A 26671-nucleotide genomic window follows, 5' to 3' on the forward strand; every position below is an offset into this window, starting at 1 on the left:
CCATATTAAGGCGGTAATTATGGACGAGTACTCAATTAGATTAAAAGGAATTAGCAAGAAATACAAACTCTATAATAAGCCAGTTGATAGAATTAAAGAAATATTACCATTTCATTCAAAAAAACTGCATAAAGAATTTTATGCAGTTAATAATATATCTTTAGACGTTAAGAAAGGTGAAACACTCGGGATCATTGGGAAAAATGGTTCCGGCAAATCAACATTACTAAAAATCATATCAGGGGTTTTAACAGAAACAGCTGGCACCAAGGAAATAAATGGGGAAATATCTGCATTATTAGAACTCGGGACTGGTTTTAATCCTGAATATTCAGGCATAGAGAATATATATTTAAATGGTTTAATGCGAGGATATACTCGGAATGAAATGGATGGGAAGTTACAACAAATTGTGGACTTTGCCGATATTGGATCTTTTATAGATCAACCAATAAAAACATACTCTAGTGGCATGTTCGCTAGGCTGGCTTTCTCTGTTATGATTAGTTTTAAGCCAGAGATATTAATAGTTGATGAAGCTCTTTCTGTGGGTGATGTTTTTTTTCAACAGAAATGTAATAGATTCATGAAAGAAGAAATGCAAGGTGTGACCAAACTTTTAGTGACACACGATCTAAGCTCCATAGCAAACATGGCAAATCGTGTTATTGTAATTAAAAACGGAGTAGTTGTTTATGAGGGAGATCCTCTAAAGGGAATTGAGTTTTATACCAAAAGTATCCATACGGAATCTTTTAGAGTCAATAATCCAATCGCTTTGAATGAGCATGTCAGAACTAGCGATTCACTATTGTTGAATAATTTTGAAAAAGTGAGCCCGGACTCTTTAGGCGGTGCCCAGGAGCTAGTTATTACGGGTGTAAGTTTTACAGTAGATGACTCGGAGTATAAAGGGTTTATATCAAAGGGTTCTAAACTTGAAATTAGCATGATGATAGAAAGTAAGAAAGCAACTGAGGAACTGATAATCGGATATTTGGTTAATGATAAATATGGGAATGCAGTATTTGGTGAGAATACTCACAGTTCTCAAATTATCACTCGTGCAACGGAGCCGGGAAAAGGCTACCTAGTAAAGTTAACTATTGTTTGGCCAGAAATCCAAGAAAATGATTATTTCATTACTCTAGGGCTGGGTGAAGGGTATCATGAAATGAACCATATCATACAATGTTGGGCCCACAATATCATACAACTAAAGAATATTACTTTCAATTCGGTGCATGGACTTTTTAATAATAAAATAGAAAGTATAACACTGGAGGAAATTGAATGAATAAATGGAAGATAAGCGAGCCGGTGTTTGAAGCTGATTATAAAAATGAAAAGTTGAGAATAGCCCCGTGGGAAGGACATAGAATATTCGCATATGACTTTCTGAAGTTTTTCAAACCTAATAACATTGTAGAACTTGGTACCCACTATGGATGCTCTTTTTTTGCATTCTGCCAGTCGGTAAAAGATTTTAAATTGGATACAGATCTCTATGCAATTGATACATGGAGAGGTGACGAACAAGCGGGTTTATATGGAGAAGAGGTTTTTAATACTGTTAAAGATATTGTGAATGATTGTTTCTCAGATATCCGTGTAAACCTTATAAGAAAAACATTCGATGAGGCACTGGATCTTTTCGAAGATAATTCAATTGACATGATTCATATAGATGGCCTTCATACTTATGAAGCTGTATCGCATGATTTTTTGACTTGGTTGCCTAAATTAAAAGAAAATGGAGTTATTTTGTTTCATGATGTTTTTAGTCCGGCTGGATATGGTTCAAATCGCTATTGGAAAGAGTTAAAAGAGCAGTTTTCTTACCTAGAATTCAGACATAGCTGGGGACTAGGTTTGCTATTTCCTAAAGGAGATCATCTTCTCAAGAAGATGATGGAGATAAATATTGAAGATAAGATATCTTTATATCAATATAAGGCATTATATGAGTTTGAACAAATTAAAACAGAAGACCTGTCAAATATGGTTTTACAACGGGATATAGCCATTAAGAGCAATGAAGAAATGATCATTGAGCGCGATCAGAGTTTAAAAGATGCCCGTAATCTAATAAAGAGTAAAACGGATGCGTTTGAAGCAGCAGAAATAATGATAAAAGAACGTGACATGGCTCTGGTTAACTCCGAATATATGATAAAAGAACGTGATGAAGCTTTATCTAAAGCAGAAAATATGATAAAAGATCGTGACGAAGCTTTAGCGAGTGCAGAGAGCATGATTATAGAACGTGATGAGCTTATAAAAAACATGGAGAATATGATTGGAATTAAAGATAATGAGTTGAGGAATATCCAAGAAGAGGTAAATGATCTAAAAGATCAATTTAACGAATTAACTTTAAAGTGTGAAGAAAATGAAAGGATCATAGAATCTTATAAGTCTAAAAAAATTATTGTGAATTTAAAAAGACCGTATAAATAAGGAGATTACGATGGACCAGTTAGTAGAATTTATTGATAAGCAAACAAATGTAGCCTATGTTTTTTTCGATGTGTTTGATACGATTCTATTAAGAGAGGTTGATCCGGAATATACCAAGAAGATATGGTCTAAAAGATTGGCAATTCAATTGGGTGACGTAATAAGTTATGAAGAACTTTATCGCATTAGATTCGAAATGGAGTCCTCCTTATGCAAACAGAATGAGGCGGACGGGTTTGATCTTGAATTTAATTACAGCAAATTTATTCATACTTTGTATAGGTATTTGATTGATATAAAAATTATTGATGTTCATTATTCATACGAGAAATTTTTTGAAGAGTGTATACAGATAGAGTTGGAAGTTGAAAAGGCTGTACAATTCGTTGATCCAAAATGGATTGAGGTTGCTGATCATATTAAAAATAAGTTTAATGTGAAAATAGTATGTGTTTCTGATTTTTATCTAACACAGGATATGATGAAAGATTTATTTAATCACCACAAAATACTAGATTATTTTGACTTAATATACGTATCGTCAGAATATTTAATAACTAAAAGAAGTGGCCGTCTCTTTGATAAAATTTTAGAAGAACAATCTATAAATCCTAAAACTGTTGTGATGGTCGGAGATAATGAGATTTCGGATTTCGAAATGGCTAAGAAGAAGGACATAAATGCTTACCTTTTGGACCGTAATACTCAGCGGGATTTCTATACTTCGTTCTCCAAAAAAAATTCAATACAGAAAATAAGAGAGGAGTTAAATAAGTTAGCCAAAAACACCTCTAAGCTATATCCTTTTGAAGAGATTATATTTTCATTGTTTCTGTATGTCGCTCTATTACACAGACATCTACTTAAAAATAAAGTGAGGAATGTATTTTTTCTTTCTCGTGAAGGCGAATATTTACTAAATCTATTTAATATTTATCAAGAAATGGAAGGCTATAAGGGGATTCAGTACATTACACCTCATTATCTGAAGGTTTCAAGAAGAGCTACCTTCCTACCATCTTTGAAATCTTTAGATGAGGAAGACTTTGGAATATTGTTTAGACAATATCGGAATATAAGTTTATACGATTTTCTTTCCAGTTTGGGATTTGAAGACTCTGTTGTTACTGAGGTCAGTAATAGAATTAGAGTCGCTCCTCGTAACAAAGAATCAGATTTTCCTACAAGCGATACTTATTACAAATTAAAAGAAGATGAATTTTTTAAAGAGATATACGAAAACAGCAGGAAAGAGCAGAAAGCAAATTTCTTATTATATATGAAGCAATTTAAAGTGGACATTTTTAAAGAAGGTATGTACTTAGTTGATGTCGGGTGGAAAGGAACCATACAAGATAATATATATCGTATATTTGAATCTCAAGTTGATATAAATGGAGCTTACTTGGGTTTAGTTGCATCTGGAAATGCAGATGAACACAATATTAAAGAGGGGTTGCTTTTCAGCGCTATTCCGATTAGAACTCCATATTTTGATGTGTTCAATGAGAATCGGGCTCTATATGAAATCATACTTGGGGCTTCGCATGGAAGTGCTAATCGGTACATTTTGAGTGACGGAGAAATTGCTGTCGAAACGAAACAGGATATAAAAGAAAAAGAAATTTTTACAAAAATTGTTTCACCCATGCAAATAAACATGCAACAAACATTTAAACAAATTTGCAGTTTACTTTGCAAGAAAAGTATAAATATAGATGAACTTAGAATTGAGTTTGCAAAAATTCATTCTCGATTAGTCTATTTTCCAACCCGGAAAGAGATTAGTTTTTTTAATGGTTTATATCATTTTGAAAATTTCGGAGTTATAGAATATACGGAGTTTACTCGCCCTTCTAAAAAAGGAATTGTGCATACTATGAAGAATACCGTCAAAATGTTAACTAAGCCCAGAAGCCTGTTTATTAATAGTTTTTGGGGACCAATAACTTTAGAGAATGCGGGTTTGCATTATTTAGTTAAATTATATGGACACTATAAATACCGTAAGAGTTTTAATATAGATATTGATAAGCCTGATACCGATTATCATAAAGTAAGTACATCGAAAGAGATTCTTCTGCTTCAAAATAAATTAAATGAACAAGATGAAGCTATAAAAAAAATGACTTTAATGATTGATGATCGTGACGACGCAATTAAAAGCATGACTATTATGATTGACGAACGGGATAAGCTTATTAAGGAGTTAAATGAGATTATAAACAAACAACAAACTACAGATTCCGAGGTTCTGAAATGATGAAGTGGGCAATGCTATTAGGTTCACCTGATATAAGTGGGGGCACTTATGTTATTTTTGAACATGCTATTAGAATTAGTAAAAGTGGCGTAGAAGTGACTATAATAACAGAAGATAAAGTGGATATGGCACGTTTACAATGGCATCCTGAAGCTAGAAGCCTCATTTGGAAGACCTTTAAAGAAATCGACAGTATGCTATTTGATGTCTGTATTGCTACATGGTGGAAGACAGTATTTGATTTGCATCGTGTGAATGCATTGAGTTACGTATATTTTGTTCAATCAATCGAATCAAGATTTTATTCGGAACAGGAAAAACCGCTTCGTAAATTAGTTGAATCAACCTACAAGCTTCCGCTTCATATTATAACAGAAGCAAGATGGATTAAAGATTATTTGCTTGAAAACCATAATCAGAAAGCAAGGCTCGTATTAAATGGAATAAGAAAAGATATTTATAAAAATACGGGGGAAAGAATAGCTGAGAGAACACCGGGGAAAGTGAGAGTTTTAGTAGAAGGACCAATTGATGTTCCTTTTAAAAATGTATCTAAGACAATAGAAATATGTAAACAATCTAAAGCAAGTGAAGTATGGCTGCTTACTTCTAGTCCTGTTGAGCGGTATCCTGGAGTCGACAAAGTCTTTTCAAGAGTTCCCATTTTTAAAACACCTGAAATATATGGATCATGTGACGTTATTGTAAAATTAAGTTATGTGGAGGGCATGTTTGGTCCTCCCTTAGAAATGTTTCATTGCGGTGGGACGTCTATTACCTATAATGTAACAGGCCACGATGAATATATCGTAAACGGGGTAAATGGTCTTGTTGCTGACAGGGATGATGATGATCAGGTTTTGAAATATATTAATAACCTTGTTGAAGATAATGCGCTTCTTCAAACTCTAAAAGATAATGCTATGCAAACGGCACATGCCTGGCCAAGTTGGGAAGAATCAGCAGCTGAATTTAAAGAGGCGGTTGTTGATATCATTAAGAATGAATCATCCGTCTCAAGAAGTGAGCTGCAGAATCAATCATCGTTTTTATTTGATTGGTATGTAATAGCTGAGGATTATAGAATCGCAGATTACAATAGAACAGGGAGTGAATTCAAGCTTAAATTAAAGAAATATGTTAAAACGCATCATCCGACAGTGTTTGAAATACTCAGAAAAATAAAATTTAATCTTTTGATTAGACGTCGTTAAGTTATGGAGAAAATAATATAATGAATAGACCGTTAAAAATTTTTGTTATTTCATTCATTTTTTCATTGTTTTTTTGTATTATGCTCCCATTTGAACCATCTAGTAAAACGGTCATAGAAATTGGAGCGACCGGTGAAAAGAATATAAATTCAAAGGGTACAGAAGTTTGGATCAAACAATTAATAGTTGATGGACGCGAGATTCCTTATAGTGAAATGAATTTACCTAGTGGCTGGGAAATAGTAAATGGTGTTCCTGTTTCAGTAAAGGAACAACCTAGCAAATTAATTTGGAAAGGAAAAGGAAAAACAGTTTTTATATCTCTCGTTAGTCATCCCTATTCTGGAAAAGCAGAAATTATTGTTAATGGGGAGATTTCAAACTATGATCTTTACTCCCAAGATGAGAAAATAGAACAGATCGAGTATAATACAAAGTTTAGTTTTTTAGATATTTTTAAATATGTGTTATTTATCGTTATGATATCTGGCTTCGTTTACTTAGTGATATATATAATTACTTCGAACAATGTATCGAGGAAAATTAATTCTAGTATAATATATTACATTCTACCTTTATCAATTTGGTTGATATATTGGTTGGCGTTCTTCCCTGGTTTAATGAGTGGAGATTCTTTAGATCAATGGAGACAGATTCACACTCTGGAATTGAATGATGCTCATCCGGCTTTTCATACCTTAATAAACTGGTTATTAACTCAGTTTTGGGATTCACCAGCTATTATTTCACTATCACAAATTATTTTTATGGTTATCATTTTCGGAAAAACAATGGTGTTGTTAGAAAGAAAATTTAACTTGAGCAGGATTACCCTAGTAGTACTCTGTTTAGTTATATCCATATTACCGGTTAATGGGATGTTACTGAATAATTTATGGAAGGATGTACCTTATAGTATTTGTCTGCTTTGGTTAACCTTACTCCTGATGAAGGTTTTTTTAACGAGTGGAAATTGGTTAGTATCTAAGAAGAATCAAGCATTATTAATAGTCGTTCTAATATTACTTACTTTGTTAAGACATAATGGCTTTATTCCTGCATTTGGTATAATGTTTTGTTTGTTAATTTACTATAGGTCATTTTGGAAGACATCTCTAAAAATTTTGTTTGTAGTAATCATATCTTTTTTTATTTTTAAAAATGGTATTTACAACCAGCTGAACATTGCTCCTACTCCAAAAGTATTAAGTTATTCTATACCTATACATCATATTGGTGCCCTATTAAACCAAGATATTGTGCTAAGTACTAAAGAAAAACAAATAATCGATGAATTGATGCCTTCTGAGTTGTGGAAAGATAATTTCCACAAATACACTGTCGACACTCTAATATATAATTCCAATTTTAATATGAGGGTCTTTGACGAAAAAGATATAAGTGGTGATTTTTTGAAGGTTTGGCTTGGATTAACTTTAAAAAATCCTGGTATAGTATTAAGAGATTGGATGCATATGACATCTATAATTTGGGAAATGAGAGAACCTATTAATAGTAAAAATCTTTACACAGAAACAACGATAGTAAATAGTATACCTGGTGCTACTTATAATTTGCATTCTCAATCTAAAATACCAAGTGTAAAGGAAACATTACTTAAATATTTCAATCTTACTATGGATCATAATCTTTCATGGATAATCTGGCGGCCAGCTTTACTTTTGTTATTTTCTTTATTTGGTTTTTATGTTTTGTTTAAGAAATATGGATGGAAAATTTCAATAGTATACCTGCCTTTAATGTTAAACCTTAGTAGTATTTTTCTAGCAATACCGGCTCAACAACTTCGATATATTTATTCTGCAACATTAATATTACCTATAATAATCACACTATGTTTTTATAAAAGAACTGGTAAATAACTCTGTACAAAGATCAATGTTATTTATGATGGGGTGTACAAAATGAGAGGCATTATCCTTGCAGGTGGCACTGGATCTCGGCTTTATCCACTTACTAAAGTGACTAATAAGCATCTCCTTCCCGTAGGTAAATATCCCATGTTGTATCATTCTCTTTTTAAATTAAAGCAGGCAGGCATTAAAGACATCTTGATCGTGACTGGAAAGGAACATATGGGGGATGTTGTCAACTTGCTTGGCAGTGGTCGGGACTTCGATTTGGCCTTTACGTATAAAGTCCAAGATGAAGCTGGCGGGATCGCTCAAGCGTTAGGTATGGCAGAACAATTTGTCGGCAATGAAAAAATGATTATTATTCTCGGGGATAATGTGTTTGAAGACGACATTTCAGGCTACGTACATAGCTTTTCCAGTCAACAATCAGGAGCTAAAATATTAATCCAGGAGGTACATGATCCTCAAAGATATGGCGTTCCAGAACTTAGTGGTAATAAAATCATCTCCATCGAGGAAAAGCCCATAAACCCCAAAAGCAGTTTCGCCGTAACGGGAATATACATGTATGATAAGCAAGTGTTTGATATAATCAAAACGCTAAAACCTTCCGCGCGTGGTGAGCTTGAGATTACGGATGTTAATAATGCATATATTGAACAAGGCGAACTGACTTTTGATATTCTTCAAGGCTGGTGGACTGATGCAGGCACCCATTCGTCGTTAGCCCGTGCAAGTGAGTTAGCAAAAGATACAGTGTATGGGGAGGAATTCGGCACACTAAAGCCCTAATTGAAAGGGGATTTAATGATGAACATTATTTCTACAAAGTTCTCTCAGGCTCTATTAATCGAACCCACGGTCCATGGTGACAGCCGTGGTTTTTTCATGGAGAGCTACAATGCTGAAAGATTTAATGAGCTTGGTATTCAGCACCAGTTCATTCAAGACAATCACTCACTATCCTCCGAAACAGGTGTTCTCCGCGGGCTTCATTATCAGCTTAATCCCAAAGCTCAGACCAAGCTCGTACGAGTTCTCGCAGGAGCCATTTATGATGTTATAGTAGATATTCGAACAACCTCCTCTACTTTCGGACAGTGGCAGGGTTTTATTCTTAGTGCGGCTAATAAGCGACAACTCTTGGTTCCGCAAGGTTTTGCTCATGGTTTTTGTACTTTGGCCCCAGATACGGAAGTATTGTATAAAGTGGATGAATATTATTCACCTGAACAGGATAGAGGAATACTCTGGAATGATCCTTCTCTTGCAATTGATTGGCCAACCTCTACTCCTATATTGTCTGATAAAGACAAAAAGCATCCGTTATTGAAGGACGCAGAGATTAATTTTGGCGAAGGAGAGGCACATCTATGAAGCTGTTGGTTACAGGAGGGGCAGGCTTTATCGGGAGTAATTTTATCCTATATATGCTTAAAAAATATCCTGAGTACCAGATTGTTAATCTGGATGCCTTAACTTATGCAGGTAATTTAGAAAATTTAAAAGAGGCTGAGGGTAATCCTCAATATCAATTCATTAAGGCTGATATTGCTGACGGAACTGCAGTTGCCAAAGCATTCGATCTGGGAATAGATGTTGTAGTTAATTTTGCGGCTGAATCGCATGTGGACCGCAGTATTTTGGAACCTGACGTTTTTGTCCGCACGAATGTCATGGGAACGCAGGTACTTCTGGACGCCGCAAAAGCTAATCAAGTAAAAAAGTTTGTCCAAGTGTCGACGGATGAAGTATACGGCTCGTTAGGTGAAACCGGATTATTTACAGAAGATACTCCACTAGCACCTAACAGTCCTTATTCTGCCAGTAAAGCCGGCGCAGACTTACTTGTACGTGCCTATCACGAAACATTCGGCTTGCCTGTCAACATTACGCGCTGTTCGAACAACTATGGACCTTACCAGTTTCCTGAAAAGCTGATCCCTCTTATCGTTGCAAATGCTCTTGAAGATAAATCACTGCCTGTGTATGGAGATGGACAAAATATTAGGGATTGGCTCTATGTGGAGGATCACTGCTCGGCGATTGATCTTGTGATTCATCAGGGTAAAAATGGCGAGGTATATAACATTGGCGGCAATAATGAACGAACAAATCTTGCGATTATAAAAACGATTCTTGAGAATCTGGACAAATCAGAAGAATTGATTACTTTTGTTAAGGATCGTCCGGGTCATGATCGCAGGTACGGTATTGATGCAGCCAAAATAACCTCCGAACTCGGCTGGAAACCGCAGTATCATTTTGAATCTGGGATTAAGGAAACAATCGAATGGTACTTGCAAAATAAAAGCTGGTGGGAAAATATCCGGACGGGTGAGTATAAGGATTACTATACGAAACAATATGGCTCAGCAGCGGGTGAATAAGATGAAAGTGTTAGTAACGGGTGCCAATGGACAATTGGGTACCGATATTTGCCAAGTGTTGAAAGCTGCCGGGCATGATGTATTCGGGTACGGGCGCAGGGAACTTGACTTCACCGATCAAGAACAATGCGGCCTAGTTCTAAGGAGAGTAGCACCCGATGTAATCATTCACTCCGGTGCTTACACCGCCGTAGATAAGGCAGAAAGTGAAGCAGATCAAGCTTTTCTGGTTAATGCGGTTGGCACTAGAAATCTTGCGGTAGAAGCGGAAAAACTAGGCGCTAAGCTCTGCTATATTAGTACGGATTATGTGTTCGATGGCAGAGGCACAGTGCCGTACAATGAATATGATCGCACTAACCCGCAGACGGTATATGGTAAATCCAAGCTGGCGGGTGAACTGCTCACTCAATCACTTTGCAGCCGTTTCTTTATTGTGCGAACTTCATGGGTCTATGGCAAGAGTGGAAACAATTTTGTTAAAACGATGCTAAAGCTGGGGAGAGAACAATCTTCTCTAAACATTGTGCATGATCAAGTGGGCTCGCCAACGTATACACTTGACCTAGCCTGCTTCCTGTTGGAGCTGATACAAACGGAAAAGTACGGCATCTATCATGCATCAAATTCTGGCACCTGTACATGGTACGAGTTCGCTCAAATGATTTTTAAGGAAGCTGGCGTAGAAGTTTTAATTAATCCTTGTTCGACGGATCAGTTTCCTCGTCCAGCACAAAGACCGGCATTCTCCGCTATGGATAGTATGGGGATTAGAACCAATGGGTTTAAAGGCCTCAGGCCGTGGCAAGAAGGTCTTGTGGATTTCCTGAAGGAGTATGCCGATGGAGCAAACAGATAGCGTTGTTGTTCTTTTATCTACTTACAACGGAGAAAAGTTTCTGGAAGCCCAATTGGATTCCATATTGAATCAATCTTACTCTAATCTCACTGTTATTATAAGAGATGATGGATCAACAGATGCGACTGTCTCCATATTGGAAGCATACCAGCAATACGATCAGATCATCTTGGTGTCGGATACCCGTAACAACTTGGGCCCTAAAATGAGTTTTGGGGAATTACTGAGACTTGGTCTTCTCGATACCACAGCAAAGTATTTTATGTTTGCCGATCAAGACGACATTTGGCTGCCGGATAAAATTGAACGGACTCTCCGGAAAATGAAACAGGAAGAAGCAGGTGGGGCATCTCTGCCCATTCTCATTCATTCCGACCTGAGAGTGATTGGGATACAAGGAGAAGAGATCCATCCTTCTTTTTGGGCATATCAGAACCTGAGGCCATCTAGAGATTCTTTCCCGCGGCTTCTTATGCAGAATGTAATAACGGGCTGTACGGTGATGCTGAATCGACAGCTGGCAGAATTATGTTTACCTGTACATCCGGATGCCATTATGCATGATTGGTGGATAGGGCTGGTTGCGAGTGCATTTGGCAAAATAGGTTATGTACATGAACCCACGATACTTTACCGTCAACATCAGCAGAATAGCGTAGGAGCGAAACGTTTTAACAGTCGTTATATTCTCAATAAGATTTTTGAACCGGTCTCTATTGAAAAGAATATTAAGCAGGCCAGTGCGTTTAGGGCAAAATTCATTCATACATTATCCGGGCAAAACCGTTTATCCTTGGATCAATACATTGCTTTAGAACACGCTTCGTATGTAAAGAGACGTCTAGTCATTGTTAAGAATGGATTCTATAAAATTGGTTTCATTCGCAACCTGGGCTTACTAATTAATTGGAAATAAATAGACCAAGCCCTAGCTTCGGTCTATTTGTTTGTAAATATTATCGCTTGCAGAAAGTGACATGCTATAATAGAAATATCTAGTAAATCGGATGTGAATTACATGGATCTGAGTATCATTATAGTAAATTTTAATACTCCCCAGCTTACGATAGATTGTTTACAATCCGTACACCAATCTGCAACTTCTTATACCTACGAAGTGATCTTAATAGATAATGATTCCTCGGACGATTCTGTTGCTCGTATTCAAGAGGAATTCCCTCAAATGAGGCTGATCGTAAACAGAGAGAATGTAGGTTTTTCACGTGCTAACAATCAAGGCATAAGAATTGCTGCTGGCCAATATATTCTATTGTTGAACTCAGATACTATAATAAAAAGAGATACGTTTCAGATTATGATCGATTTTATGCGGAACCATCCTCAGGTTGGAGCATCGGGCTGCAAAATTGTGCTGCCTGACGGAACACTCGATAAAGCTTGCAAGCGTGGATTCCCGACGCCTTCTGCGTCTTTTTATTATGCATTCGGTATCAGCAAGTGGTTTCCTAAGAATCCACGATTTAACCAATATCAATTATCGCACTTGAACCCGGATGATGAATACCCGATAGACTGCCTGGTCGGCGCATTTATGCTGGTTAGACGGGAAGTGATCGAGCAGGTAGGAATGCTGGATGAGGACTTCTTTATGTACGGGGAAGACGTGGATTGGTGCTACCGGATCAAACAAGCAGGCTGGCAGATCTATTATTATCCGCGTACTCAAATTATTCATTACAAGGGAGCCAGCAGCCGGCGCAAACCTTATAAGATCATTTATGAGTTTCATCGGGCCATGATATTATTTCATCGCAAACATTACAAGCAGAAGCACTCTTTCCTAACGAATGCGATTGTATATGCGGGGGTTGGAGTGAAGTTTTCCCTGGCACTTTTGAAGAATAAGGCAATTCCTGTGATAAAGCCTAATAAGAAAACGGATTTAGGGGCGTGAGGATGACGATAACCTTCGCGGGATTTCCTGCAGCCAGCCCCCATTATGTGATGAAAGATTTATGAGGTGAACATTCATGCTTCGCAGAAATCAAAAATTTCTAACACAAATTTACGCGATTTTTGATTTTGCCGTTATCCAAACGGCTTTTTTGCTTGCCTGGTGGGTGAAATTCGAGAGCGGGTGGCTGGATGCCAATCAGCCGATTCCGATTTCGGTTTATGCCATATGGAGCGCCGTATATGGAGCGGTGGCAATTGCAGTAGGCTTCTTTATCGGCCTATATGGTCCGAACCGTAAGAAGCGCTTTGCGGATTCCCTGCTGAAGATCGTGCAGACGCACTTCATTTCTTTGTTCATCCAGCTCAGCTTGCTGTTCTTCTTCAAGGAAGTTCATATCTCGCGTGAATTTCTGGCGATTTATATTACACTGGATATTATTCTCATCACAATCTATCGCTACATGCTCAAAGAAAGCCTCAAGCGCCTCCGTGAGAAGGGCTACAACAAACAGTTTGTGCTCATTTTGGGAGCCGGATCTCTAGGCCGTCGTTTTCATGATAATCTGACTCAGCATCCGGAGCTGGGTTATGACATTGTGGGGTTTTTAGATGACAATACGGACAGCAATCCTCTGCATACCAGACGCTTCAAGCCGGTGATCGGTACACTTGACGATCTGGAAGAGACTTTGCAGAACAAGCTGATCGACGAGGTTATTATCGCACTGCCGCTAGATGTACATCATAAATTTCCGCGTATTATTGCAGCGTGTGAGAAAGCCGGTGTAAGGACGTTGATTATCCCGGACTTTTTCGATTACCTGCCGGCACGGCCTTTCTTCGATAATTTTGCGGGCATGCCGCTTATTAATGTAAGGGACATTCCGCTTGATATGGTGGGGAACCGGATCATTAAGCGTACTTTTGATCTGCTTTTCTCGCTGACGGCGATTCTTATTACGCTTCCGGTTATGATTGTGATTGCGGCCGCGGTCAAATTGTCTTCTCCAGGACCGGTTATATTCAAGCAGGAGCGGGTAGGACTGAACCGGCGGAGCTTTTACATGTATAAATTCCGTTCGATGCGTCAGGAAACCTCCGCAACATCCGACACGGGATGGACGACTGCTAACGACCCCCGCAAAACGAAGTTGGGAACTTTCCTTCGTAAAACGAGTCTCGACGAGCTCCCCCAGTTTTTTAATGTTCTATTCGGACATATGAGTGTGGTGGGGCCTCGTCCGGAGCGCCCGTATTTCGTGGAACAATTCAAGGAAGAAATTCCGAAGTATATGGTCAAACACCACATCCGGCCGGGAATTACGGGGTGGGCTCAGAGTAACGGGCTGCGCGGGGATACGTCGATTTCGGAGAGGATACAGCACGACATTTTTTATATCGAGAACTGGTCTTTTATCTTTGATATTAAAATCATCTGGAAAACGATCATCAACGGGTTCCTCAATAAAAACGCCTACTAGTATAATAGGCCGTCATCTTCCCGATACTAGGATCATATCCTGGTAAAGGGGAGGTTTTTATTATGATCGATCATGAAGACGCTTACCCGGACGGACAGATGCCTATGGGACGAGGGCTATTGATCGGGATGCTGATGGGGGCGGTCATGTGGGCCGTAATCATTGGGGGATTCGTGTATCTCATCAACTAAAAATAAACGCTTATAAGGCATGTCAGCGTCTTTCCCGCACAGAGGTCGACCGACCGCTGTCATTCCTTGCAGCGGCACCTGCTGGAATTTGCACGCGATGCGTAAGCAGAGAAATGATATCTACTCAAAAAAGGCAGCCCAGCGCGATGCGCAGGCTGTCTTTTTTGGTATGCTCTCGCAATAGCCATCGCCGCCTCGCATTGCGATGCGGCGATGACGGTAATAAAAAAGCGCCGAACGCGAAAGATCCAGATCCAGGATTGGTCATTCACGGTCCAGCGCTTTTAACGAATCACAACCTTATCTTGCTGTCCATCCGCCGTCGATGATGAGCTCGGTTCCGGTAACGAACGAAGCTTCATCCGAAGCCAAGTACAAGACGCCGTAAGCGATATCTTCGGGTTGGCCCAGACGAGGCAGCGGTGTGCCCATTTCGAACATTTGACCGGCACCATTGTCCAAAGCTTCCTGGATCATTGGCGTTACAATAATTCCGGGATGTACGGAATTCACGCGGATCTTGTGCGGTGCGAGCTCAATAGCGGAAGCTTTGGCGAGTGAACGTAAAGCTCCCTTGGCAGCAGTATACGCATTCGTATAATTAAGAGCTACAATACCTGCGATAGAAGAGATATGAATAACAGAACCGCCGCCGGCTTTTTTCATCTCGGGGACGACGTATTTCATCCCGACGATACAGCCTGTCAGATTGATGCTCAGCACCTTATTCCACTCTTCGATGGTGAACGTATCAAGGGTTGTGTCTGTACTCACTCCGGCGTTATTCACGAGCACATCAATTTTTCCAAAATGTTTAACAGCTTGCGCGGCGACATTCTTCCAGTCTTCTTCAGACGCTACATTGTGCTTAACGGCGATCGCTTGACCGCCCTGGCGGGTGATTTCCTGCACGACTTGATCAAGCTGTGCTTCCTGAAGATCCGTAGCAACGACCTTTGCGCCTTCCTTGGCAAAAAGCTTCGCTTCCGCGGCACCCTGTCCCATTGCGGCTCCTGTTATAATAACGACTTTATCCTCTAAGCGTCCCATCTATATACACCCTTTCTAAGTCACACTTTGGAAGCGTATACAAATACGCCGAATATTTGCAATACAACTATCCAACAGTGAGTTGTTTAATTGACATTGTGTCAATTATAATACTAAAAGAGGAATTCAAATTGGACAACCAACAAAAAAATAGAATTTGTCGATTAATCATCAGAACCAGTTCCAATGTTGTTAAAGCGCCCTATGATAGACACAGGAGAGGGGGAATGTCGATGAAAGCCAAATCTAAAACCGATCCCCGGATTGTGCGCTCACGGCAAATGTTCCGGGATGCCTTAATTGAATTAATTAAAGAAGAGGGCTATAACAGTCTAACGGTGCAGAAAATCGCCGCGCGTGCGGATTTGAATCGGGCGACCTTTTACCTCCATTACCGGGATAAGCAAGATCTCATGCAGCAGAGCGTGAACGAAGTATTCAACGAGCTTACCCAAAGTCTGCACTTAAGTGAAGTGAACCCTTCCGGCTTTAATTACCAGACAGAAGAACCCCATCCTGCTTTTCTGAGGCTCTTTGAGCAAATCGGACTTCATGCGGACTTTTACGAGGTCATTCTAAATGAGCCCAACCTGCCCGATTTTACCGGTCGTCTAACGGAAGTGATTTCCCGTTTCGTAAACGCTGGAATAGATACGGTTGCCCCCCGGGATGACCAGCTGAATGTGCCCAGGGAGATGCTTGTCAGCTACACTAGCGCAGCTTTTTTGGGAGTTATAGGATGGTGGCTGAAGAATGACAGGCAGTTTTCACCTAAATATATGGCTGCCAAAACGATGCTTCTCGCGATTAAAGGCCCGTATGCGGAAAATCCTTTTTACTCGTGAAACCAATTTTAAAAGACTCCAGTACCCGCACAAAAAAAGACGGCTCCCGAATAAGAAGCCGTCTTTTAAACGTTCTAAGAAAAGCGTCCGCTCTTACTTTTCTTCCGCAAACAGAGGGACTTCTACGAAGCCCTGTTCTGTAATTTTGATCAATCCTTTGTCAGACAGGCGGAGCTCAGGAATAACGATGAGCGCGAGTAACGACAGGGTCATGAAAGCATAGTTCATCGTGCAGCCAGCCTTCACAAGTGCTTCACTTACTGCGCGAGACTGCTCGGCAACCTCTTCGAACGGGGCGCTGGACATCAGTCCGGCGACAGGAAGAGGAAGCTTGACGATTTCATCTTCCGTGACTACGGCAATACCGCCCTGCATGTCTGCTGCTGCATTGCCCGCTTTGGCCATCAGTTCATCGGAATTACCGATGATCATCAGGTTGTGGCAATCGTGGGCAACAGTCGAGGCAATAGCCACGGGCTTATTGAAGCCGACATTCGACACAAGACCGAGCGCCTGATTGCCGGTTCCGGTATGGCGCTCAATGACCGCCATTTTACAGAGATCCTTCGTGAGATCAAGCTCGATACGGCCCTTGTCGATGCGAACCGTAACCAGTTCTTCTTTGGTATCTACGTGGTTCTCACGCACTTGCATGGCTCTCGCCGTCAGCTCACCGGATTGCACGGGTGCCTGGATGACGAAGTCATCTGCCTGCAAGTCGCGGGCCAGGTGAACCGAGCGTATAGCCGTCTCGGGGTAATCAAACGCCGGCAGTTCCACCGTCATGCGGCCCTGCTCCGCAACAACTTGTCCTGCCGCAATGGTCATCCCTACATGGACATCCACGAGGCTTCCCTCAAGCAGAATAATATCCGCGAAGGAGCCTGGTGTAATACTTCCCACATCACGTGCTACACCGAAGCGTTCTGCCGTATTTATCGTCGCCATCTGGAATGCCGTTACCGGGCGTACGCCTTGTGCAATGGCATGACGAACCACGAAATCCATATGGCCTTCGTCTACCAGAGATTCGGGACTGCGGTCATCGGTAACCAGCATCATACGGCGGGTATCGATACCGTGCTCCGTATGGGCTTTGATCGATTCGGCCACATCATGCCAAGCGGAACCGCGTCTCATTTTGGCATACATGCCCAGACGGACGCGTTCAATGACATCCTGCGCATTAACGCTCTCATGACATCCGGTAATTCCGCTGGCTGCATAAGCAGACAATCTCCAATCGTCGACCGGCCATGTATAATGGCCATCCGCTACCCGGCCCGCACGCAAAGCGGCTTGAATTTCTCCTACCATTTTCTCATCGCTGAACACGACTCCGGGGAAATTCATGACTTCGCCCAGCGCGATCATATCCGGCCCCCAAGTGAACGCTTCCGCTACTTCGTCCGGTCCAATCATGGCTCCGCTTGTTTCCAACTCAGGACCCGTGGAAGGTACGCAGGAAGCGACCTGCATGTAAGCCGCCAGGGGCGTTGTTCGTGCTTCGTCCAGCATAAGCCGAAGACCGGGCAATCCGAGCACATTTGTAATTTCGTGGGCATCAAAGAACCCGCCTGTCGTTCCTTTGACTAGAACAGCTCTGGCGAATTGAGTCGGTGTAATCTGACTGCTCTCAATATGACAGTGCCCGTCGAGCAGGCCGGGTGCAGCATATTTGCCGGCTGCATCTATGACCCGGGTACCCGTGCCGATCATATGACTGGCGTCTTTACCGACAAAGGCGATGCGAGATCCTTGTACCCCGATCGACATACCCGGGAGAATTTCTCCTGAAGTAACATTGACGAGTCGAGCATTTTGAATAACGAGCGTAGCTTTCTTATCGCCTCTCGCAGTCGCAATCAAATCCGGAACACAATCTGCAAGGTGAGGCCGGGAAAAGCGGTGAGATGTCTCCATTTTTCTGTAGTCTCCTTTGATGGTTGAGTAATGGACGATCTATGCCTTCTAGTATAGTTCAACTACTGCCCGTTCACAAAACCGTGCCTAACTGCGGTCTAAACCAGTTCGTGCTATAACAATTTTCGAATAACTTCCAAAAAGGAAGATGAACGGGATAGGGCAGGTAATGAATGGGCGAGCTTGTCTCAGCTGATGAAATCAAGCCCCAGGCTCGTCAAACTAGTCCGCATAATTGGCCAAGTCCCCACATAGAGATGTATCAGTACATTTTTTAGGATGAGGGGATGATGATATGCGTCGGGTCACATGGATACTTGCCATCGTGATGAGTGCAGCATTGCTTCTAGCCGGTTGCGGGAAAAAGGATGCAGGAACAGTTGTGAAAGATTTGGATCATGTGATGGGCAAACTCGACAGCTATCAGGGAACGGGACGGATGGTGCTTCAGACGGGGCAGGAACCGCAGGAATACCAGGTGGAAGTCTGGTACCAGGAGCCGCATTATTACCGGATCTCACTGACCAATGAGAAAAAAGACATCACGCAGGTTGTTCTGCGTAACGATGATGGGGTGTTTGTCCTAACGCCTCATCTGCATAAAAGTTTCCGGTTCCAGAGTGACTGGCCAGAGAATCAGGGACAGGTCTACTTGTACCAATCCTTAGTGCAGAGCATCATGCTGGACAACGATCGTCAATTTACGAAGGACGGCAGTTCTTATGTGTTTGACGTGCTGGCGAATTATCCGAACAGCGGACAGATGGCGAGACAGAAAATATGGCTCGATCAGAAAAGTCTGGCGCCTCAGAAGGTAGAAGTGGCTGACGCAAGCTCCAAAGTACTCGTTAAGCTCGATTTCACACAATTTGAGTTTGGTAAGAAACTGGAAAAAGACAATTTCGACATGCAGCGCAACATGACCAGCTGGGATTTGAAATCACTGGATAAAACCGCTCCGGCATCCGGGGAAGTAAGCAAGGACGCAGGCAGCACGGCTGCTGCCGGCAAAGAGACGAGCGGTGCCGCTGCCACCGGCAGTAAGGACGCAGCAGCGCAGGGTGCCGCTTCCGCTGCGGACGGCAAGCAGCCGGCAGCCAGCGGTCCGGCCGCAGCGGGCACGGACAGCGGTAAGCAGGCAGCCGCTGGAGAGTGGGCCGCGACGGGCGCAACCACCGGCACGAGCGCGAAGACTCCGGCTGCCGAATCCGGGCAGACCGGAGCAGACATGAAGCCGGCGGCTTCGGGAAGCGCAGCAGCGACGGGAGCTGCTTCTGGCGGTAAAGCCGCGGCCGGGGACACCGCAGCAGCCGGCACCGCCGGCAGCGGCAAGACGGCAGTAGGCGGAACAGCTCCCGCCGCCACTCTGCCCGGCGCGGATCAGAAGGCTCCCGGCAGCACTGCCGCAGGCTTCGGGCTGATTGAGCCGTCGTACCTGCCTAAAGGCGTGGCACAGCAGGACATCAGCCAGATCCCGCTGGGTGAGAACACCGCGATTATGGTTCGCTACAAGGGAACCTACAATTATACGCTGATCGAGACGGCCCCGCAGTCCCAGACCGTATCGATTCTCCCGGGTGACATTGTAGACCTCGGCTATACGCTGGGAGTCATCACGGGAGACGAGAAGAAGACGCTCACCTGGACCTATGACGGCATTGAATTCCGCCTGTCCACAGGAGATCTCCCGCATGACGAGCTCGTCAAAGTCGCACAATCCGTTGCGGAAGAAGCGGGCAAGTAAAGCCAGCAGCCCCGCTGGATGGGGAATATTGCCCGGAACAATTAATTGACTTCAACCTGCGGAGCCTTTAACATTAATTTATCGGTTGAGGCGGCAGCAAAGCCGTCCGAAATAGGGAAGGGAGACCTGTCTTTATGCAGGATCTCCCTTGTCCCATGTACAGCATTGGAGAAGGTGAACGTAAGGTGAACGTAGACGTGGATGCTTTTTATCGTCCGACATATGTGGAAATTTCGTTGGACGCGCTCCGCAGCAACATAGGGAATTTTCGGCGGATCCTACCTGATTCCATGCACATTATGGCTGTGATTAAGGCAGATGCCTATGGTCATGGAGCGGTAGAAGTGGCTCAAGTCGTGATGGAGTGCGGGGCAACTTATCTGGCTGTTGCTTTCCTGGATGAGGCCATAGAACTGAGGAATGCTGGCATTACAGCTCCGATTCTGGTGCTCGGCTATACGCCCGTGGGAGGAATAGGGCTTGCGCTTGAGCATGACATTACTTTAACGGTGTATACGAATGAGATGCTGGAAGCGGCAGAAGAATACACAGCCGCACAGAAGGAAACGAGAACGCGGCAGGTCCTCCATATTCACATCAAAATTGACAGCGGCATGGGCCGGATCGGTCTTTTTGAGGAAGAGGAAGCGATTGCTTTTATCGAGAAAGCACTGAACACGCCCGGAATCCGTGTGGAAGGCCTGTTTACTCACTACGCCAAAGCAGATGAAGCCGACAAAACCTATACCTATAAGCAATACGATAAATTCAGCAGAATTGTACACAAAGCTCTCGCTTTGGCTCCGGCGGGTATTCCCTTTATCCATTCAGGTAACAGTGCAACGGCTATTGACCTGCCGGACTACAGCTACAATATGGTTCGGCTTGGCATCAGCATGTACGGGCTTTATCCGTCAGAGGAAGTGGATAAGCAGCGTATTGAGCTGAAGCCGGTGCTCAGTCTCAAGACGGGTATTATCCATCATAAGACGCTTCCCGAAGGATCGGGAGTCAGTTATGGCGCAATCTACCGTACTCAAGGGGACGAACAGATTGCAACACTGCCAGTCGGCTATGCCGACGGCTTTTCACGCCTGCTTAGCGGCAAAGCCGATGGGCTGGTCCGGGGAAGGCGCGCTCCGGTCGTCGGCCGTATTTGTATGGATCAGTGTATGATTAACGTAACCGATGTACCGGAAGCGGAGCTTGGCGATGAAGTCGTGCTCATTGGCTCACAGGGTGAGGAATGTATCACAGCCGATGAAATTGCGGAGAAGCTCGGTACGATTAATTATGAAGTAACCTGTATGATTTCTCACCGGGTACCCCGCATTTATATCAGCGGAGGACAGCGGGTGAAGGTGGTCAATTCGCTGCAGAGGAGCCACTTCTCAAGAGGCGTTTAACGTGCTTAATAAATTTAAGCAGTTTTTCATTGAACAAAAACAGGATTTTGCATCCTGCCTCGCGAATAGGTTACATGGAGAGTTTCATATAGCGTATGGCATAGGTGATATACCCAGCGCATATATTGATTTGTAGTATAATTTTGCTACCTCATCGACATAATGGTAGTAAAATGTTTTCGGATGTTTCTTGGGGGTGCTAAATCGGTGAATAATGCTCATAACACGAAGAGGATCATGATCAGTTTGCCAGACAACCTGCTTCAGGAAGTCGACGGCATTGTGGAGAAGGAGAACTCCAACCGAAGCGAGTTTATTCGCCAGGCCATGAAACTGTATTTGCTTGAACGCAAAAAGCGCAGCCTTCGCGAATCCATGCAAAAAGGCTACATGGAAATGGCCAAAATCAATTTAACGATAGCGGACGAAGCTTTTCAGGCGGAGGAAGAGGCGGACAATACGCTGGTACGCTTAGTAAGCGGGGTGTAAATTTTGATTGTTAAACGTGGCGATGTGTACTTCGCAGATCTTTCACCGGTTGTCGGGTCCGAGCAGGGCGGCGTTCGTCCGGTGCTGATTATCCAGAATGACATCGGCAATCGCTTCAGCCCTACGGTCATCGTCGCTGCAATTACGGCGCAGATTCAGAAAGCGAAGCTACCGACGCACGTAGAAATCGATGCAGAGACGCACGGTTTCGATCGGGATTCTGTCATTTTACTGGAACAAATCCGTACGATCGACAAACAGCGGCTGACCGACAAAATTACGCATTTGGACGAAGAATCAATGCGTAAAGTGGATGAAGCGCTGCAAGTCAGCGTGGGTCTGATTGATTTCTAGCCGAGCAAAACAAGCAGCATACAGCAGCGGTAGTAACCGTAATGGAAGAGGAGCGAGGGGCCGTTACTGCCCTCGTTTTTTCATTTATTCATAAGAATGTGGCAGGGTGGAAGTTAGCGGATTAACGGGTAGGGCTAATGAAGGCTACAAATGGCATGGAGGAATGACAATGGTAAAAACAGATGTACAAAATAGCCAAGAGACGCAGAGCACGACAGCCAAAAGTTACGAACGCACGGAAGAAAAAGCGGCGAATACCGCAGCCCGGATCGTGAAACAAATAGCAGGCGAGCTTCAGTTGAAAGCATCACAGGTTCAAACGACTGTCGGTTTGCTGGATGAAGGCAATACGATTCCATTCATCGCGCGTTACCGGAAAGAAATGACGGGTGAGCTCGATGAGAATTTCCTCCGCGATATTGAAGAACGCTTGAATTACTTGCGCAACCTGGAAGACCGCAAACTTGAGGTGCTTCGTCTGATCGACGAGCAGGATAAGCTTACAGAGGAACTGCAAAAGGCAATCGAAGCGGCGGCGAAGCTTCAAGAGCTTGAGGATCTGTACCGTCCTTATCGTCAAAAACGCAAGACGCGCGCGAGTGTCGCTAAAGAAAAAGGACTTGAGCCGCTTGCCAAATATTTGCTCAAGCAGCCGGGACAAGGTTCTCTGCAGGATGAAGCCCAGCGCTTTGTGAATGAAGAGAAGGGTGTGAATTCTGCTGACGAAGCTATTCAAGGTGCGATGGACATTGTAGCCGAACAGTTGGCGGATGATGCCAAGATCCGTGCCTGGGCGCGTAAATTTACACAGGATCACGCTATTTTGCGTACAGAGGCTAAGAAGAAAGAAGAAGAGTCGGTTTACGAGATGTATTACAGCTACCAGGAACCTCTCAAAAAAATGCCGCCGCACCGTACGCTTGCTATTAACCGCGGTGAACGCGAAGATGTGCTCAAGGTTGCACTGGACGTGCCCGCCGAGCGAATTCATGAATTCATCGGCAGACAGATCATTCAGGGGCCTTCCGTAACCCGGAATGTTCTTGAAGCGGCTGTGGAGGACGCTTATAAACGTCTTATCGCGCCTTCCATCGAAAGGGAAGTGCGCGGGGAACTGACGGAGCGGGCGGAGACGCACGCGATTCAGATTTTTGCGGCGAATCTGCGTAATCTCCTGCTTCAGGCGCCCGTGAAGGGCCAGACCGTGCTTGGCGTCGATCCGGCGTACCGTACCGGCTGCAAGCTTGCCGTTGTCGACGACACGGGCAAAATGCTTGAGGTTACGGTGACGTATCCGACGCCGCCGAACAACAAAGTTGCCGAAGCGAAGGCTGCTTTCCGCCGTTTGATCGATGCGTACGATGTCAGCCTGATCGTCATCGGCAACGGGACCGCTTCGCGTGAGACCGAGCAGTTCGTCGCGGATCTCATCAGCGAGCTGAAGTCGCGCAAGCTGAAGTACCTGATCGTGAACGAAGCGGGCGCAAGCGTGTACTCCGCATCTAAGCTGGCGCAGACGGAGTTCCCGGACCTGGATGTCGCTGAGCGCAGCGCCATCTCGATTGCGCGCCGCCTGCAGGACCCGCTGGCGGAGCTGGTGAAGATCGAGCCGAAGGCGATCGGCGTCGGCCAGTATCAGCACGACGTCTCGCAGAAGCATCTCGACGAGAGCCTCAAAGCCGTCGTCGAATCCGCGGTTAACCACGTCGGCGTCGACGTGAATACCGCATCGCCGTCGCTGCTCTCCTACGTCTCCGGCATTAACAGCACGATTGCGAAGAACATCGTGAAGTACCGCGAGGAGAACGGGAAGTTCGGCAGCCGCAAAGAGCTGCAGAAGGTTCCCCGCCTTGGCGCGAAGACCTACGAGCAGTGTATCGGATTCCTCCGCGTGTCGGAAAGCGGCAACCCGCTCGACAACACGCCGATCCACCCCGAGTCCTACGACGTGGTGGACAAGCTGCTGGCTGAGCTGAAGCAAGAGCTCGCCGGGATCGGATCCGCGCAGCTGAAGGATCTTCTGCATCAGCAGGAGCCGGAAGAGCTTGCGCCGAAACTGGGCATCGGCATACCGACGCTGCGGGATATTCTGGACAGCCTCCAGCGTCCGGGCCGTGATCCGCGCGAAGAGCTGGGCACGCCGATTTTCCGCACCGATGTGCTGCAGATTGAAGATCTGAAGCCGGGGATGGAGCTGCAGGGAACGGTGCGCAACGTTATCGACTTCGGGGCATTCGTCGATATCGGAATCAAAAGCGACGGGCTTGTCCATATTTCGCAGCTCAGCGACCGGTTCGTTAAACACCCGATGGATGTAGTATCGGTAGGAGATCATGTTACGGTTTGGGTTCTGAATGTGGATGTGAAGAAGGGCCGGGTCGGTTTGACCATGAAGCAGCCCCAATAAGCTTATTTTAGTGAAGTTAGTGATGAGACCTCAAGATCCTTACAGATGACTTGAGGTCTTTTGCTACATGGAAGGAATTTTACGGCTTAGAGAATAACACTTCGTGAATATGGCAAAACCAGAAACGGAAGACGTCCCGCAGTATACACGCTGCGAGGCGGCTCTTTGCCAGCTAATAAGTTTTTATAGATTCTTTTATGTCTTGCAGGCAAGGGACCCGCCAATTCTGAGGGCGTTTCCATTGGAGCGGAGGGATTACATATGAATGATTCACGAGTATGGAACAGAGGAAGAGTTCTCCTGATGTTCATCCTGCTCTTAACAGCTACAAGCTGTGGTTTCTTGAGCAAGGCGCCTGAGGGCAGCGGCACTCCTGTGCCGGTCAGAAGTTCGGAACCGCAGCAGACGCCGGTGCCTACTGCAGAGGATCCGCTCAAAGAGATGATGGCGGACATGACAATTGAGCAGAAGATTGGCCAGCTTGTCATCAGTGGCGTAGATGGCGTACAGATGGATGAGCATGCGCGTGAGCTGATTGATACGTACCGCGTTGGCGGTTTTATCTTGTTCAAACCGAATATTGCGAGTGCCGGCCAGACGGTCACGTTCCTTAATTCCCTTAAGACGGTTAACGCAGAAGCTGGAGGCAAAATCCCTCTTTTTCTCAGTGTCGATGAAGAAGGCGGGCGTGTAAGCCGAATGCCGGATAGTTTTGCCGATGTTCCTGCTATGCAGGTGGTGGGCAAAACGAAGGATAACCGTATGGCAGCAGACGTAGGAAATGTGCTTGCCAAAGAAATCAGCGCCCTCGGATTTAATTTGAACTATGCACCGGTACTTGATATAAACAGCAACCCGGATAATCCGGTTATCGGGAACCGTTCCTACGGAACCACACCGGAACTAGTCGGGAATATGGGTGTCGAAACGATGAAAGGACTCGCCTCTCAAAAAATCATTCCGGTGGTCAAGCATTTCCCGGGACATGGCGATACATCGGTTGATTCACACATCGGCCTGCCGGTGGTGAACTACGATTTAGAACGATTGCGTTCTTTTGAACTGGCTCCGTTTGCCCAAGCCTTTAAGTCCGGCGCCGATGCGGCGATGGTTGCACACATTCTGCTTCCGAAGCTGGACAAGACTTACCCGGCTTCTCTGTCCCCGGCTGTTGTCAGCGGTCTGCTCCGCAAGGAAATGAATTTTGGCGGTGTTATTTTTACCGACGATTTAACGATGGGGGCCATCATGAAGAATTACGGCATCGGAGAGGCTGCTGTTCAATCGGTAATGGCCGGTACAGATGTCGTGCTGGTGTGCCATGAATACGGGAATACGATACAAGTTATTGAAGCGCTGAGAGAAGCCGTCCGGAATGGTAAACTATCGGAGAATCGTATAGACGAAAGCGTATACCGCGTTCTTAAGCTCAAATACAAGTATACGCTCAGCGATACGGAAACAAAGACGCCGGATGTGCAGAAGCTCAATACCGAGATTCGGCAGACACTGGATAAATATAAGCGTTAGCCCTATGTATTAACGGCAGGTACTAGAACCAGCTTGGATATATCGGCGATAAAAAAGCAGGTAAACCCGCATAGCGCGGGTTTACCTGCTTTTTTCAAATGATCCCGAAAGCTCTGCGGGGGATCTTCGTGTCCGGTAAAAAAACCAGCTGTCGTTAAGCAGACGAATCTGCCGAGGGTTCTTGTTCTGAAACGCTCGCATCAGCTGATTACAAAGCCATTGCGGCATAAAGCCATCCCCTTCCTGCCTGACTACTTACAGCATATGGGGC

At 44.1% G+C, this 26671-nt stretch carries 23 protein-coding genes; 20 read left to right on the forward strand and 3 right to left on the reverse strand.

All coding sequences use genetic code 11. The features are described from left to right. The first annotated feature begins 19 nt into the window (after nt 1–19). From AR333_RS22140 to AR333_RS25675, 13 genes are all read left to right on the forward strand, one after another. Complete coding sequence (locus tag AR333_RS22140; RefSeq protein WP_068777553.1) at nt 20–1297, forward strand: ABC transporter ATP-binding protein; 1278 nt, start codon at nt 20–22, stop codon at nt 1295–1297. Beyond that, a complete protein-coding gene (locus AR333_RS24405) occupies nt 1294–2460 on the forward strand; it encodes a class I SAM-dependent methyltransferase (protein WP_084783970.1) in 1167 nt (388 codons plus the stop codon). Before AR333_RS22140 ends, AR333_RS24405 begins: the two co-directional genes overlap by 4 nt. Nucleotides 2461–2470: 10 nt before the next feature. Continuing rightward, nucleotides 2471–4723: an HAD-IA family hydrolase gene (locus AR333_RS22150; protein WP_068777554.1), complete on the forward strand. Its 2253-nt coding sequence runs from the start codon at nt 2471–2473 to the stop codon at nt 4721–4723. Further along, nucleotides 4720–5937, forward strand: coding sequence for a glycosyltransferase family 4 protein (locus tag AR333_RS22155; RefSeq protein ID WP_216638993.1), 1218 nt, complete (start codon nt 4720–4722; stop codon nt 5935–5937). Before AR333_RS22150 ends, AR333_RS22155 begins: the two co-directional genes overlap by 4 nt. Nucleotides 5938–5957: 20 nt before the next feature. Continuing rightward, complete coding sequence (locus AR333_RS22160; protein WP_068777555.1) at nt 5958–7820, forward strand: DUF6020 family protein; 1863 nt, start codon at nt 5958–5960, stop codon at nt 7818–7820. 42 nt (nt 7821–7862) lie between these two features. Continuing rightward, nucleotides 7863–8606 carry a sugar phosphate nucleotidyltransferase gene (locus AR333_RS22165; RefSeq protein WP_068777556.1) on the forward strand — a complete coding sequence of 248 codons (744 nt, stop codon included), beginning with the start codon at nt 7863–7865 and terminating at the stop codon, nt 8604–8606. An 18-nt stretch (nt 8607–8624) separates the two neighbouring features. Beyond that, on the forward strand, nt 8625–9191 hold the full coding sequence (gene rfbC, locus AR333_RS22170; protein WP_068777557.1) for a dTDP-4-dehydrorhamnose 3,5-epimerase: 567 nt from the start codon (nt 8625–8627) through the stop codon (nt 9189–9191). Continuing rightward, nucleotides 9188–10204 (forward strand): dTDP-glucose 4,6-dehydratase, encoded by a 1017-nt coding sequence (gene rfbB / locus AR333_RS22175; RefSeq protein WP_068777558.1) that lies wholly within the window; start codon nt 9188–9190, stop codon nt 10202–10204. The genes rfbC and rfbB overlap by 4 nt, the downstream gene beginning before the upstream one ends. Nucleotide 10205: 1 nt before the next feature. Further along, nucleotides 10206–11063 carry a dTDP-4-dehydrorhamnose reductase gene (rfbD, locus tag AR333_RS22180; RefSeq protein ID WP_068777559.1) on the forward strand — a complete coding sequence of 286 codons (858 nt, stop codon included), beginning with the start codon at nt 10206–10208 and terminating at the stop codon, nt 11061–11063. Beyond that, nucleotides 11047–11979, forward strand: coding sequence for a glycosyltransferase family 2 protein (locus AR333_RS22185; RefSeq protein WP_068777560.1), 933 nt, complete (start codon nt 11047–11049; stop codon nt 11977–11979). Before rfbD ends, AR333_RS22185 begins: the two co-directional genes overlap by 17 nt. 102 nt (nt 11980–12081) lie before the next feature. Then, nucleotides 12082–12978 (forward strand): glycosyltransferase family 2 protein, encoded by an 897-nt coding sequence (locus AR333_RS22190; RefSeq protein WP_068777561.1) that lies wholly within the window; start codon nt 12082–12084, stop codon nt 12976–12978. A gap of 76 nt (nt 12979–13054) precedes the next feature. Continuing rightward, a complete protein-coding gene (locus AR333_RS22195; protein WP_068777562.1) occupies nt 13055–14461 on the forward strand; it encodes an undecaprenyl-phosphate glucose phosphotransferase in 1407 nt (468 codons plus the stop codon). A gap of 62 nt (nt 14462–14523) precedes the next feature. Further along, entirely contained in the window at nt 14524–14652 is a 129-nt protein-coding gene (locus AR333_RS25675; RefSeq protein ID WP_301336135.1) for a hypothetical protein, read from the forward strand. Between the two features lie 300 nt (nt 14653–14952). On the opposite strand, the gene AR333_RS22200 is transcribed toward AR333_RS25675, so the two are convergent. Then, entirely contained in the window at nt 14953–15702 is a 750-nt protein-coding gene (locus tag AR333_RS22200; RefSeq protein ID WP_068777563.1) for an SDR family NAD(P)-dependent oxidoreductase, read from the reverse strand. A 233-nt stretch (nt 15703–15935) separates the two neighbouring features. On the opposite strand from AR333_RS22200, the gene AR333_RS22205 reads away from it, so the two are divergent. Next, nucleotides 15936–16547, forward strand: coding sequence for a TetR/AcrR family transcriptional regulator (locus AR333_RS22205; RefSeq protein WP_068777564.1), 612 nt, complete (start codon nt 15936–15938; stop codon nt 16545–16547). Nucleotides 16548–16640: 93 nt separating this feature from the next. Here AR333_RS22205 and AR333_RS22210 read toward each other — a convergent pair whose 3' ends face one another. Then, on the reverse strand, nt 16641–18470 hold the full coding sequence (locus tag AR333_RS22210) for an adenine deaminase (RefSeq protein ID WP_068777565.1): 1830 nt from the start codon (nt 18468–18470) through the stop codon (nt 16641–16643). Between the two features lie 295 nt (nt 18471–18765). Between AR333_RS22210 and AR333_RS22215 the strand changes: the two genes are divergently transcribed. From AR333_RS22215 to nagZ, 6 genes are all read left to right on the forward strand, one after another. Next, nucleotides 18766–20214: a DUF4367 domain-containing protein gene (locus AR333_RS22215; protein WP_068777566.1), complete on the forward strand. Its 1449-nt coding sequence runs from the start codon at nt 18766–18768 to the stop codon at nt 20212–20214. A gap of 197 nt (nt 20215–20411) precedes the next feature. Next, nucleotides 20412–21620, forward strand: a complete 1209-nt coding sequence (gene alr, locus AR333_RS22220; protein ID WP_068777581.1) for an alanine racemase — start codon at nt 20412–20414, stop codon at nt 21618–21620. A gap of 207 nt (nt 21621–21827) precedes the next feature. After that, nucleotides 21828–22109, forward strand: coding sequence for a CopG family ribbon-helix-helix protein (locus AR333_RS22225; protein ID WP_036740450.1), 282 nt, complete (start codon nt 21828–21830; stop codon nt 22107–22109). 3 nt (nt 22110–22112) lie between these two features. Then, nucleotides 22113–22463 carry a type II toxin-antitoxin system PemK/MazF family toxin gene (locus tag AR333_RS22230; protein ID WP_009675190.1) on the forward strand — a complete coding sequence of 117 codons (351 nt, stop codon included), beginning with the start codon at nt 22113–22115 and terminating at the stop codon, nt 22461–22463. Between the two features lie 169 nt (nt 22464–22632). Then, entirely contained in the window at nt 22633–24870 is a 2238-nt protein-coding gene (locus AR333_RS22235) for a Tex family protein (protein WP_068777567.1), read from the forward strand. A 261-nt stretch (nt 24871–25131) separates the two neighbouring features. Next, nucleotides 25132–26400 carry a beta-N-acetylhexosaminidase gene (nagZ, locus tag AR333_RS22240; protein ID WP_253735950.1) on the forward strand — a complete coding sequence of 423 codons (1269 nt, stop codon included), beginning with the start codon at nt 25132–25134 and terminating at the stop codon, nt 26398–26400. An 81-nt stretch (nt 26401–26481) separates the two neighbouring features. Here the strand turns inward: nagZ and cmpA are convergent, their stop codons facing one another. After that, nucleotides 26482–26628, reverse strand: a complete 147-nt coding sequence (cmpA, locus tag AR333_RS24820) for a cortex morphogenetic protein CmpA (RefSeq protein WP_156430991.1) — start codon at nt 26626–26628, stop codon at nt 26482–26484. Nucleotides 26629–26671 lie beyond the last annotated feature (43 nt).

The sequence above is a fragment of the Paenibacillus sp. FJAT-26967 genome, from assembly GCF_001541095.1.
GTDB lineage: Bacteria > Bacillota > Bacilli > Paenibacillales > NBRC-103111 > Paenibacillus_F.